The sequence below is a fragment of the Micromonospora sp. ABR4_055 genome, from assembly GCF_056160425.1.
Window position 1 is genome coordinate 18878 of sequence record NZ_JBSWXD010000073.1, and the last position, 11349, is coordinate 30226.

Genomic DNA, 11349 nt, shown 5'->3' on the forward strand with positions numbered 1-11349 from the left:
TACGGCGTCGACGAGTTGAGGAGGCAGTGATGCGTGGCGGTTCGATATCCGGCGTGATCGTGCTCATCTGGCTGGTGATCGGGGTGGTCGCGGCGGTGCAACGCGGCTACTTCGAACGCGACGACACCAACTGTGCCCATGCCGGCACCACGGTCGTGACGGTGATCGCCGGACCGTTGAACTACATTGGCGTCAACCCGAAGATCGACTGCGACCTCCCCGAGCCGTCCGAGTGACCGGACCTTCCGAGTGACCGGACCTTCCGAGTGACCGGACCGGTGCGCTGTCAGTCGTCGGCGAGGTGCGGCGGAAAGCCGCCGGTGGCGATCGGCCCCCAGCGGTCCACGACCATCCGGATCAACGACTTGTCCTGCCGGCGCATCGCCGCGCGGTACTCGTCCCAGTCCGGATGCTCGCCGGCGACGCAGCGGTAGTAGTCGACGAGCCCGTCCAGCGCGTCCGGCATGTCGATCACCGCTGCCATCCCGTCGAGCTGCACCCACGGTCCGTTCCAGTCGTCGGAGACGACACAGGCGGACACCGTCGGGTCACGGCGGATGTTGACCGTTTTCGCCCGGTCCGGGTAGGTGGCGACCAGCAGCCGGCCGTCGGCGTCGACCCCGCAGGTGACCGGGGACGCCTGCGGGCGGCCGTCGGCGCGGGTGGTGATCAGGACCGCCCGGTGCCGGGTCCGCAGAAAATCGACCAGGCCGGCCCGGTCGACGCGGGTGTTCGTCGCGATGGCGCGTGCCACGGTACGGCTCCTCGGGTTCGCCGCAGTCAGCTGCGGACGCGGGTGTGCGGTGCTGCCAGGATGATCATATGAGCCGTACCGAGATGCCGCCGCCGGAGCCGGTCACCGTCACCGCGCCGCGCCCCGTCCGCTGGCCGGTCCTGGTGCAGGGCTGGCACGATCTGACGTTCCTGCACTGGCCGGTGGACCCGGCGGTGGTCGCCCCACTGCTGCCGCCGGGCACCCGGCCGGACACCTTCGACGGCACCAGCTACGTCGGGCTGATCGGGTTCCGGATGGTCGGCGTCGGTTTCGGTCCCGGTCCGGGCATCCCGTACCTGGGCACCTTCTGCGAAACGAACGTACGGCTCTACTCGGTCGACGACGCCGGCCGGCGCGGGGTGGTGTTCCGGTCCCTGGACGCGGCCCGGCTGCTGCCGGTGCTGGTGGCGATGGCCATCCTGCGGCTGCCGTACCTGTGGTCGCGGATGCGGCTGGACCGCGCCCACAGTGGCCTTTGCACCGGGCTGAGCTGGTCGACCTGGCCGACGACCTGGTCGCCGCCGGCGGGCTGCCGGCACCGGAGGGCCCGCCGGTGAGCGTCCTCTACTCCCCCGGCGTGCCGGTCCGGTTCGGGCGGCCGGTCACCGTCACAGGTCACGCAGCGCGCGGTGCAGCACTTCCCGGGTCCGGTCCGGCGGGTCGGCCTCGATGAACAGCCGCCCGACGGCGGCCGCGTACCGGTCGACCTCTTCCCGCTTGTCCAGGTAGAGCGCGCTGGTCAGATGCTCCAGGTAGACCACATCGGGCAGTTCCTGCTCCGGGAAGCGCAGGATGCTGAAGGCCCCACCGGCAGCCGCGTGCCCGCCGCTGCGGAACCGGACCACCTGCAGCCGTACGCCCGGCTGCTCGCTCGCCTCGGCGAGCGCCTCGATCTGCCCGCGCAGCACCCGCGCTCCGCCGATCGGCCGGCACAGCACCGCCTCGTCGATCACCGCCCAGACGCGGGGTGCGTCGGCCCGGTCCAGCACCCGCTTGCGAGCCATCCGCAGCTCGACCCGGCGGTCCACCTCACGAACACCGGACTCGCTGAACCCGATGTCGATGACCGCGCGGGCGTACTCCTCGGTCTGCAGCAGCCCCGGCACGAACTGGATCTCGTAGGTGCGGATCAGGCTGGCCGCCGACTCCAGGTCCAGGTAGTACTGGAACCAGGTGGGCAGCAGGTCGCCGTACGGATGCCACCAGCCTGGCTGGTTGGTCTCCCGGGCGAGGGTGATCAGCTCGTCGCGTTCCAGGTGGTCGGTTACACCGTAAAGGGTGAGCAGGTCGTCCACGTCGCGTTCCTTGAACCCGACCCGGCCCAGCTCCATCCGACTGATCTTCGACTCGGAGGCCCGGATGGTCCAGCCGGCGTCCTCCCGGCTGATCCCCTTGGCCTCGCGTAGTCGGCGCAGCCGAGCACCGAGCTGCATCCGGCGGACCGTCGGTCCGCCGGCGGCGTACTCCCGGTGCCCGACGACGCTCATCGGCTCACGGCTTACGGCCGACGCCGCAGTACTGGTCGATGGCGGGCGCGTGTGCCTGCTCCGGCTCCGGCCGCCACCGGGTCACCGACACCACCCCCGGCTCCACCAGAGTGAGCCCGTCGAAGAACCGTTCGATCCGATCCGGGCTGCGCAGATGGTACTGCGGGTTCGCGGACTGGTTCCAGATCCGGGCGGCCTCGACCACCCCGGGGCTGGTGTCGCCACCGTCGTAGAGCGCGAGGTGGCTGCCGGACGGCAGGACATCGAGCAGGCTGCGCACGATGTCGCGGGCCTCGTCGTCGGAGGCGATGTGCCCGAGGATGCCCATCAGCATCAGACCGATCGGCTGGCTGAAATCGAGGGTACGGCCGGCTTCGCGCAGGATCGACGCGGGGTCGCGCAGGTCGGCGTCGACGTAGTCGGTCACGCCTTGCGGCGTGCTGGTCAGCAACGCCCGGGCGTGCGCCAGGACCAGCGGGTCGTTGTCGACGTAGACGATCCGGGTCTCCGGAGCCACCGCCTGGGCCACCTCGTGGGTGTTGTCGGCGGTCGGCAGGCCGGTGCCGATGTCCAGGAACTGCCGGATCCCGACCTGCCCGGTCAGGTAGCGCACCGACCGGACCAAGAAGCCCCGGGAGAGCCGGGCATTTTCCACGATCTGCGGGAACGCCGCCCTGATCTGGTCAGCGACCTCGCGGTCGACGGCGTAGTTGTCCTTGCCGCCCAGCCAGTGATTCCAGATCCGGGCCGTCTGCGGCACCGAGGTGTCCAACTTGGGCACCGGGCGCGAGCCGCCATTGGATTCATCGACCATCTGTAGTATCCCTCACGGATCGGGCGTATTCGACGGCTTGCCAGCATAACCACGGCAGATCAACATGACCATGCTCGCATGTGGAAGTTCCAGTCACCGTGCGATGATCAGCTCACGGAGCTGGGCCACCGGCTGCGGCCGGCCATACCGGTAGCCCTGCGCCCGCTGGCAGCCGATCGCCGCGACCGCACCGTGCTGCATCTCGGTCTCCACCCCTTCGGCGACCACCACCAGCCCGAACGCGTCGGCCAGCCGGGTGACCATCTCGACCGTGGCGTAGGCCTTCGGGTCGGGCGAGTCGAGCCGGTCCACGAAAGACCGGTCGATCTTCAGGTCGGTGGCCGGCAGGCGGTGCAGGTAACTCAGCGACGAATAGCCGGTGCCGAAGTCGTCGATCGAGATCCGTACGTCGAGTTCACGCAGCTGGGCGAGTCGGGACAGCACCTCGTCGGTGCTGTCGATCAGTGCCGTCTCGGTCAGCTCCAGGGTCAGCCGGGGGGCGGCCAGCCCGGCCACCGACACTGCCCCGGCCACCATGGCGATCAGATCCGGGCGGCGCAGCTGGGCCGGCGCCAGGTTGACCGCCACCGTGGTGCCGGGCGCCAGCTGCTGCCAGGCGGCCGCGTCGTGGCAGGCAGTGGCGAGCACCCACCGGTCCAGCGGCAGCACCAGACCGGTCTCCTCGGCCAGCGGCAGGAACCGGGCGGGGCTGAGCAGCCCGAGCCGGGGGTGCCGCCACCGCACCAGCGCTTCCGCGCCGCCGATCCGACCGGTGCCGACATCGACGATCGGCTGGTACGCCAGCTCGAACTGGCCGCCGTCGTCGACCGCCCGACGCAGGTCGGCGATCAGTTCGGCCCGGTCGACCGCCGCCCTGCGCAGCTGCGGCGTACAGAACCGGTACGCGGACTTGCCGGCTGCCTTCGCCGCGTACATTGCGATGTCGGCGTCGCGCAGCAGATCGGCATCGCCGTTGTGGTGCGGCCCGTACTCGGCGATGCCGATGCTCGCCGAGGTGACTGTGCCGTCGGCGAGCACCGCGAGCAGCCGGTCGGCCAGCCCGGCCGGGTCCCGGGCCGGGTCGAGCAGGACGGCGAACTCGTCGCCGCCGAGCCGGGCGAGCAGCCCCGCGTCGCCAACGGCGGACCGCATCCGGGCCGCCACCTCGCTGAGCATCGCGTCCCCGGTGGCGTGACCGAACCGGTCGTTGACCTGTTTGAACCCGTCGAGGTCGAGCAGCAGGACGGCGACGCGGCCCGGCTCGGTCAGTGCCGCGATCGACTGCCGCAGCTGGCGGGTGAACAGCAGCCGGTTCGGCAGCCTGGTCAACTGGTCGGTATAGGCGAGCCGGCGCAGCCGGGCGGCGAGCCGGCGGTTCTCGTTCGCGGCCAGGGCCTGCCGGACGGCCAGCGCGGCGAGCAGCGCGACACCGCTGGCATAGATCACCGACGACGGTTCGCCGGCGGTGAGGACCGTTGCGATCGCCGCGCCGACAGTCAGGTACGGCAGCGCGACCCGCCACCACGGCAGCGGCGGCGGCTCGGCGGTCTCGTCGGTTTGATCGAGGTCGGCTGGGGGCGGGTGCCGGCTGGCCAGCGCGACCAGCAGGTAGCTGAGCGGCCAGCAGACGTCCACCGGGTGACCGGGCTGGTAGGTGCCCTGGGCGATCATCGAAACGTAGACGGCGTCCGCCCCGGCCCGCACCGCGAGGCTGACTCCGAGCAGGGTCAGCGCCGGCCACAGCGGTCGAGCCGGTCCGGCGACCGAGATCAGGACGACAAGCTGGATCAGGTCCAGCATCGGGTAGAACATGCCGAGCGCCGTCGCCGTACCGTCCAGTTCTGCGCTGGCCATGTCCCGGTACACGACCACCCAGGCGACCGGGAGCAGCGCCAGCCCGACGATCACCCCGTCCAGCAGCACCCGGGCCCGGCCGACCGCGCTACGCGGTGCGGAGACCGCGCTGAGCAGCGCGGCGGTTCCGGTGACGAGGCCGGCGAAGAAGATCAGGCCGATCAGTGGGGTGTGTGGCAGTGCGTTGGCGGTGAGCCGGCCGACGGTCCAGACGACCCGGCCGATGGCAGCAAGGGTCATGGTCGTCGCCAGCAGCACCCAGAATCGGCGAAGCTGCGGTGGGTGGCGGCGGGCAGCGATCCCACAGGCGGTGGCGGCGCAACTGGCGACGGTGATTGCGCCGAGGTCGCTGACCAGTGCAGCGGCTGGGCCGCCGGCCAGCAGCCACCCTGCCTCGACGGTGATTGTCAGGACCCCGGCGACGACGGCCCAACGACGCGCCCCGCCAGGTCTGTCTGCTGCCACCGGCGGAATCTATCGTCCGTGACGGATACCGCAAGGCAGGCTGTCGGCGAGTTTACAAGGGACCTGACCGGGTGGACCTTCCATCGCGGCCGGTCAGCCGCTGGCGGACACCCGTCGGTACGGTGCCCGCCAACGGCTCTGCGACGTCCTGGTCGCTCAGCCGGCTGGCTGCTCGGCGATCCCGAAGCGCACGCCGCCGTCGTCGTCCACTGCGGCGTCGAGTGACTTGTCCTGCAGCAGGTTGGCCGCCTCGGCGTCGAGGAAGACACGGGCACCGGACGAATCCACCACCTGGTCGCCCGCGATCGGCTGCTCGGCGACGGTCAGGGTGAGCGACCCGGCGGTCGGGTCGGCCGAGATCCGCAGGCCGGCGCTCTCCGGTGCCTGCTGCTGAGTGGTGATCTCGCGAATCACGAAGACCGCGTTGTCGGTCATGGTCAGCATGACAACTCCTTGATCGGATTTCGGAACTACCGGAAACAGGTGATGGCTCACGCGGCGAGGCGGCTCAGCGGCAATGTCGGGTTTGGGGCTGACGGCGCGGCGGACAGTGCGCGGCGGGCGGTCAGGGCGGGCGGCGGAAGCTCCAGGGACTGGGTCGGTCAGCGGCCGTCTACCCGCCCACCGTGCCGGACATCCACCAATCAGTCAAATCTCCACGTTACCCGACTGTCGCCGATGTGGCCGCCGATTGCGTCGTCGGCGCCGGCCAGCCGGGCGACGGTGACCGGTAAAGCGCCGTCCAGGCGGTATCCCACTCCGTGGACGGTTCGCACCACCGGGAGGTCGTCGCCGAGCTTGGCTCGCAACCGGCGGATGTGCACATCGATACTGCGCGGCCCGGACCGGCGGTGCCCGCAGACCCGGTCGAGCAGCTGGGCCCGGGTGAACACCTGCCGAGGGTGGCTGGCGAAGCAGTGCAGCAGGTCGAACTCGCGACGGGTCAGTTGGATCTCGTCGGCTCCGAGCAGCACCATCCTGGCCTCCGGGTAGATCCGTAGTGCGGGGTGCCCGACGGGATGGCCGGCCGGCGGTCCCGCGACCGGGCGGCGGTCGGCACCGGTCAGCACCTGCTCGCCGGCCAGGTGCTCCAGCAGATCCATGAGGTGGGCTCGAAGGGTGGCGTCCATTCGGTTATAATGACAACGGTTTTCATTTCAGTCGAGGGGGCGTGCATGCCGTCACCGTCAGCTCCGGTCGGCCGTACCACCCACCGGTCCGCCACCACCCGCCCGGCGGTCACCGTACTGTCCGGTTTCTGGCCCGCCGCCACGATGGCCGTCGCCCGGACCCTGCTCGCCGCCGACCCGGCCCTGCTCGTCGTCCGCTACGACGTCGGCCCGGCACACGACGGTGCCCCGCACCGGGTGCTCCGCGACGGCACCGGCCCGGTCGAAGACGTCCGCCTCGACCTCGTCGACGGCTGCGTCTGCTGCACCCTGCGGGCGGACGCGCCGACCACGTTGGCCCGGCTCGCCGCCGCCCGACCCGGCCGGGACATCGTGCTGGTCCTGCCCGAAGTGGTCGAACCGGAGACGCTCGCCGCCGCCTGCGCGCACGGCCGGGTGGCCGGGCGAACGGTCTGCGACCTGGTCCGGTTCGACTCGTACGTCACGGTCGTCGCCGCCGACCACCTGCTCGACGGCCTGGCCAGCACCGACGACCTCGGTCAACTCGGCATCGCCGCCGCCCCCGGCGACCGCCGTCGGCTTGCCGACGTGATCGCCCGGCAGATTGAGTACGCCGACACGGTCGTGCTGTGGGGCGGGTCGATTGACCAGGCCTTCGAGACGCACCGGCTTGGTGTGCTGCTGTCCCGGATGGCCCCGTGGGCGGTGCACCTACGGGCCGGCGACCAGCCGACGATCGACGCCACCCGGCTCGCCGGCCAACTGCGGCACACCGACCGGCACCGGCCGGAAACGCCGGCGGTCCTGGACCGTGGCGTCGAGGGTCACCTGATCGGGGTGCACGAGCCGGTCGCCGACTGCGGCGTCGTCTCCGCGGTGTTCCGGGCCCGCCGCCCGCTGCACCCCGCCCGGCTGTACGCCGCGTTGGCCGACGTCACGGCGGGTCCGCTGCGGTCCCGTGGGCACCTCTGGCTGGCCAACCGGCCGGAGGCGGTGATCGGCTGGGAGTGCGCCGGCGGCGGACTCACCCTGCGCACCCTCGGCCGGTGGCTGGTCGACCTGCCGGACGAGCAGTGGGAGCAGGCCAGCCCGCAGCGCCGGCTGGCCGCCGCGCTGGACTGGGACCCGTACTACGGCGACCGGCACAGCAACCTGGTCTTCGTAGGCGTCGACTTCGATCCGGTCGACCTGCACCGCCGGCTGGCGGCCTGCCTGCTCACCGACGCCGAACTCGCTGACGGCGAGGCCGGCTGGCGGAACCTGCCGGACCCGTTCACCGGTGGTGGGGTCGGCCCCGGCTGACCCGGCCGGGGCATACGTCAAAGGGCCGGACCCCAGGGTACGGGGTCCGGCCCTTCGCGCTGAGCTTGGGGTGTTTCGGGTCAGCTGTTCCAGTGCTGGGCGACGAGTTCGGCGGCCTGGGTCTCCCACTGGGCGTAGTGGTCCGGGTACGCCGACACCTGGACGGTCTGCGCGGCCTGGGTCAGCGGCATGTCCTGCCAGCCGTCGACGGCCTTGAGCCCGGTGAGGAACGCGGTGGTGGAGTACTCCACGTCGGTGATCTGCTCGACGGTGCCCCAGCCCGACGACGGGCGCTGCTGGAACAGGCCCTGCGAGTCGTGGTCGTTGCGGTCACCGAGGTGGCCCAGGTTCTCCAGCTTTGACTCCTGCAGGGCGGTGGCGATGGCGACCACGGCGGCCCGCTCGTCCATGCCGGCCTTCTTCGTCGCGGCGATGATGCCCTTGACGTTGTCGGTCTGCTCGCCGGACAGGTCGATCCGGGACTGTTCGCCCTGCACGCCGTGCGGGGTGAGCTTGCCGGCGTTGACGCCGCTGGCGGCGACGGACACGGGTGCGGCCAGGGCGGTGGGGGCGTGCTCGGCGGCCAGGGCGGGGGCGGCGACCGCGCCGCCGGCCAGGGTCAGCCCGGCGATGCCGAGGGCGGTGGTGCGCAGGCTGGTACGCAGGGTACGGGTGATGATCGTGGTCATGGGGGTCCACCTTCCGTTTGCCGAGGGGGCACACCCGTCACAGCGGGCGGGTGCGCGGTAAACGGTCATCCGGGTGGTACGGGGGTCAGACGCGGTGGCGCGGGTGCGCTGCTGCGCGCCGTGACCATGTACAACCACGCCGGCCCGTCGACGATTCCCGACCGGGCCCACCCGCCGGGCCGCCCGGCCGGTGCCTGACGGCTACGGGCCTGTGCCTGGTGACCGGCGGCCGGCGGCCTGAGCCGCGGGCCGGATTGCGTGGCGCGACCATGCACAACGACGCCGCCCGCCGGATCATTCCGGCCGGCGGGGTCGGGCGATGGCGTCCGCGTGGCATGCTGCTGACCATGCGTGTGCGGAGCGGCCGATGACCGTGGTGTCCGTCATCAACTACAAAGGTGGCGTCGGGAAGACCACCCTCACTGCCAACATCGGGGCTGAACTCGCGTACCGCGGGCACCGGGTGCTGCTGATCGACCTGGACCCGCAGGCCAGCCTGACCTTCTCCTTCGTCGAACCGACAATGTGGGAACGGGAGCTGGCCGACGAACGGACCATCCTGCAGTGGTTCGGTGACGTGCTGGACCGGGGCGGGGCCGCACCACTGGACCCTTACGTGCTCACCCCGCCCACCGTCAACGAGGTGATCGGTCAGCACAGCGAAGGTCGGCTCGACCTGGTGCCGTCCCATCTGATGCTCACCGACGCCGACCTCGACTTCGCCGCCAGCCTGGGCGGATCTCGGTTCCAGCACGGCAGCCCGCGCTTCCTGTCCCTGCACCGGGCGCTCGCCGATGCGCTCGCCGCACCAGCGTTCACCGACTACCAGGTCGTCCTGGTCGACTGCCCGCCGAACTTCACCATGGTCACCCGCACCGGGGTGGTCGCCAGCGACCACATCCTGATCCCGGCCCGGCCGGACTACCTGTCCACGCTCGGCATCGACTACCTGCGCAAGAAGGTCTCCGAGCTGGTGACCGACTACAACCGGGTCGCGGCGGGCCGGGCCGACCAGATCAGCCCGGAGATCCTCGGCATCGTCTTCACGATGGTCCAGTACACCGGGCACGGGCCGCTGCTGGCGCTGCGCAACTTCATCGGCCATCCTGCGACCATCGAGATCCCGCGCTTCCAGCAGATGATCCGCGACAACAAGACGGTGTTCGCCTCCGCCGGTGAGCACGGCCTGCCCGCGGTCCTGATGCCGGACGCGAACGTCAACGTCCAGTACGAGTTGCAACAGCTCGCCAGCGAGTTCCTCGCCAAGATCCGCCCGTAGGAGAGTTACGTGACCAGCGCCGCCGACCTGTCCCACGCCGTCCTGATCCGGGTCGCGGACTTCCTCCGTACCCTGCCGCCGGAGCAACTGGCCGCACTCGCCGACGGCACCGCGCAGCTGACGGTCGCCACCGCCGCGTCCGGGCCGCAACAGTCTGCGGCACCGGCACCGGCACCGGCACCGGCCCGCCGGAGCCGGGCCACCAAGGCGGCGAAGCCGGCGGTCGTCGTCGACACCGACCGGATCCGTGCCGATCTGGCGGCGATCGACGACCGGGTGGCCGCCGGACGCTACCTCGACGATCTCGGGCTGAAGGTCGCCGAGTTACGGGCCCTGGCCACCGAACTCGGGGTGGCGCTGCCGAGCCGGGCCACCAAGGCCGTCGTCCAGAAGAACATCGTCCAGGCGACTGTCGGCCGACGGCTCACCTCGGCGGTGCTCAGCCGCCCCGCCAGCAGCTCCTGACGACAGCGCAGCACCGCCCGGTCACTAGCTCCGCACTGTGGCAAGTCGGTTGCGGATGGTCAGTCGCCGAGCTGGCGGCGTACCTCGTCGATGACTTCCGCCCAGTGTGCGGCCGGCGCGTCGGCGCGCAACTGACCGGCCAGGTGCTCGGCGAGCAGCCGGGTGGACCGTTCGGTGAATTCGGACTGGTCGTCGGCCGAACCCGGATCCGGGCGGTACGGCGTGTTCAGCGGCAGGGGGTCGCCGACGCAGACCACGTCCAGGTGGCCGGTGGTGCGGGTCAACGCGACGTACAGCATCCGGTGGCCGCGTTCGTCGTCGGCGACGATCTGCTCCGGCTCGACGACCACCACGGCGTCGAACTCCAGGCCTTTCGCCTCGGCCGGGCTGACCAGGTTGATCGCCGCGCCGAGGTCGCCCTGCTGGGCGCTGCTCCAGGCGACCCCGTTGTCGGCGAGCGCCGCCTCGACCTCGCGGCGGCAGCGCGGCGGGCAGACGACGCCGACGAACGCGCCCCGCGCGGCGTGCTCGCCGGCCACCGCGACGACCCGACCGGCCCGATCGGTGAGCCCGACCCGATGCACGCCGGGTTCAGCCGGACCGTCCCGGACCACCTCCGGTGGTGTCACGCCGGGCGCGGCGACCGGCAGCAGCCGGGCGGCGAACTGGTACGCCTGGCGGGGCACCCGGTAGCCGTACCGCAGCGGCGCGACCCGCACCGGGCAGGTCGACGGCAGATGCCGGGTCACCTCGTCCCAACTGTCCCGGGCCCAACCGCCGGTCGACTGGGCCAGGTCGCCGACGACCGTGCACGAGCCGGTGCGGCTGCGCCGGGCCACCGCCCGCAACTGCATCGGTGACAGGTCCTGCGCCTCGTCGACCACCACGTGCCCGTACCGGCGCGACGGCCCGCCGTCGATCAGCTGGTCCAGCTCGTCGAGCAGCGGCAGGTCGGCGGCGGACCAGATCTCCTCGGAGATCCGGTCGGCGCCGCGCCGGTGCAGCAGCGCCAACTCGTCGGCGGTCAGCCCGTCGGCGGCCGAGCCAGTGGCGGCAGCCGCCGGGCCGGCGGCGGCGCGCAGCCGGGGC

Annotated in this window: 12 protein-coding genes and 1 pseudogene; 5 read left to right on the forward strand and 8 right to left on the reverse strand. The window is 71.6% G+C overall.

Going from position 1 to position 11349, the window contains the following annotated elements:
- Positions 1–29: 29 nt before the first annotated feature.
- Positions 30–236 carry a hypothetical protein gene (locus ACXAHD_RS17850; protein ID WP_281551554.1) on the forward strand — a complete coding sequence of 69 codons (207 nt, stop codon included), beginning with the start codon at positions 30–32 and terminating at the stop codon, positions 234–236.
- Between the two features lie 50 nt (positions 237–286).
- On the opposite strand, the gene ACXAHD_RS17855 is transcribed toward ACXAHD_RS17850, so the two are convergent.
- Positions 287–754 (reverse strand): PPOX class F420-dependent oxidoreductase, encoded by a 468-nt coding sequence (locus ACXAHD_RS17855; protein ID WP_289211283.1) that lies wholly within the window; start codon positions 752–754, stop codon positions 287–289.
- Between the two features lie 83 nt (positions 755–837).
- Between ACXAHD_RS17855 and ACXAHD_RS17860 the strand changes: the two are divergent.
- Positions 838–1448, forward strand: a pseudogene (locus ACXAHD_RS17860) (YqjF family protein).
- On the opposite strand, the gene ACXAHD_RS17865 reads toward ACXAHD_RS17860, so the two are convergent.
- The 5 genes from ACXAHD_RS17865 to ACXAHD_RS17885 all read right to left on the reverse strand — a co-directional run bounded on the left by ACXAHD_RS17865 (position 1384) and on the right by ACXAHD_RS17885 (position 6525).
- Positions 1384–2262 carry a helix-turn-helix domain-containing protein gene (locus ACXAHD_RS17865; RefSeq protein WP_289211284.1) on the reverse strand — a complete coding sequence of 293 codons (879 nt, stop codon included), beginning with the start codon at positions 2260–2262 and terminating at the stop codon, positions 1384–1386. The pseudogene ACXAHD_RS17860 and the gene ACXAHD_RS17865 overlap by 65 nt on opposite strands.
- A gap of 4 nt (positions 2263–2266) precedes the next feature.
- Positions 2267–3076 carry an SAM-dependent methyltransferase gene (locus ACXAHD_RS17870; RefSeq protein WP_281551557.1) on the reverse strand — a complete coding sequence of 270 codons (810 nt, stop codon included), beginning with the start codon at positions 3074–3076 and terminating at the stop codon, positions 2267–2269.
- Positions 3077–3169: 93 nt separating this feature from the next.
- Entirely contained in the window at positions 3170–5395 is a 2226-nt protein-coding gene (locus tag ACXAHD_RS17875; RefSeq protein ID WP_475051795.1) for a putative bifunctional diguanylate cyclase/phosphodiesterase, read from the reverse strand.
- Between the two features lie 156 nt (positions 5396–5551).
- Positions 5552–5839, reverse strand: a complete 288-nt coding sequence (locus ACXAHD_RS17880; protein ID WP_123603598.1) for a HesB/IscA family protein — start codon at positions 5837–5839, stop codon at positions 5552–5554.
- Positions 5840–6039: 200 nt separating this feature from the next.
- On the reverse strand, positions 6040–6525 hold the full coding sequence (locus ACXAHD_RS17885; protein WP_289211285.1) for a winged helix-turn-helix domain-containing protein: 486 nt from the start codon (positions 6523–6525) through the stop codon (positions 6040–6042).
- A gap of 45 nt (positions 6526–6570) precedes the next feature.
- On the opposite strand from ACXAHD_RS17885, the gene ACXAHD_RS17890 reads away from it, so the two are divergent.
- Positions 6571–7827: a CobW family GTP-binding protein gene (locus tag ACXAHD_RS17890; protein ID WP_475051799.1), complete on the forward strand. Its 1257-nt coding sequence runs from the start codon at positions 6571–6573 to the stop codon at positions 7825–7827.
- An 80-nt stretch (positions 7828–7907) separates the two neighbouring features.
- Here ACXAHD_RS17890 and ACXAHD_RS17895 read toward each other — a convergent pair whose 3' ends face one another.
- Complete coding sequence (locus ACXAHD_RS17895; protein ID WP_475051807.1) at positions 7908–8492, reverse strand: hypothetical protein; 585 nt, start codon at positions 8490–8492, stop codon at positions 7908–7910.
- A gap of 391 nt (positions 8493–8883) precedes the next feature.
- Here ACXAHD_RS17895 and ACXAHD_RS17900 point away from each other — a divergent pair, with 391 nt between their 5' ends.
- Together ACXAHD_RS17900 and ACXAHD_RS17905 are read left to right on the forward strand one after the other, a co-directional pair.
- Positions 8884–9795, forward strand: coding sequence for a ParA family protein (locus tag ACXAHD_RS17900; protein WP_281551561.1), 912 nt, complete (start codon positions 8884–8886; stop codon positions 9793–9795).
- A 9-nt stretch (positions 9796–9804) separates the two neighbouring features.
- Entirely contained in the window at positions 9805–10260 is a 456-nt protein-coding gene (locus tag ACXAHD_RS17905) for a hypothetical protein (protein WP_475051802.1), read from the forward strand.
- 59 nt (positions 10261–10319) lie between these two features.
- Here ACXAHD_RS17905 and ACXAHD_RS17910 read toward each other — a convergent pair.
- Positions 10320–11349 (reverse strand): ATP-binding domain-containing protein (locus ACXAHD_RS17910; protein WP_475051805.1); only part of this gene is annotated, 1030 nt, incomplete at its 5' end.

Excerpts from the sequence above, each read along its gene's own strand:
- ACXAHD_RS17850 (WP_281551554.1), top strand. The coding sequence starts at position 30 with ATGCGTGGCGGTTCGATATCCGGCGTGATCGTGCTCATCTGGCTGGTG.
- ACXAHD_RS17865 (WP_289211284.1), bottom strand. The coding sequence starts at position 2,262 with ATGAGCGTCGTCGGGCACCGGGAGTACGCCGCCGGCGGACCGACGGTC.
- ACXAHD_RS17870 (WP_281551557.1), bottom strand. The coding sequence starts at position 3,076 with ATGGTCGATGAATCCAATGGCGGCTCGCGCCCGGTGCCCAAGTTGGAC.
- ACXAHD_RS17880 (WP_123603598.1), bottom strand. The coding sequence starts at position 5,839 with ATGCTGACCATGACCGACAACGCGGTCTTCGTGATTCGCGAGATCACC.
- ACXAHD_RS17885 (WP_289211285.1), bottom strand. The coding sequence starts at position 6,525 with ATGGACGCCACCCTTCGAGCCCACCTCATGGATCTGCTGGAGCACCTG.
- ACXAHD_RS17890 (WP_475051799.1), top strand. The coding sequence starts at position 6,571 with ATGCCGTCACCGTCAGCTCCGGTCGGCCGTACCACCCACCGGTCCGCC.
- ACXAHD_RS17900 (WP_281551561.1), top strand. The coding sequence starts at position 8,884 with ATGACCGTGGTGTCCGTCATCAACTACAAAGGTGGCGTCGGGAAGACC.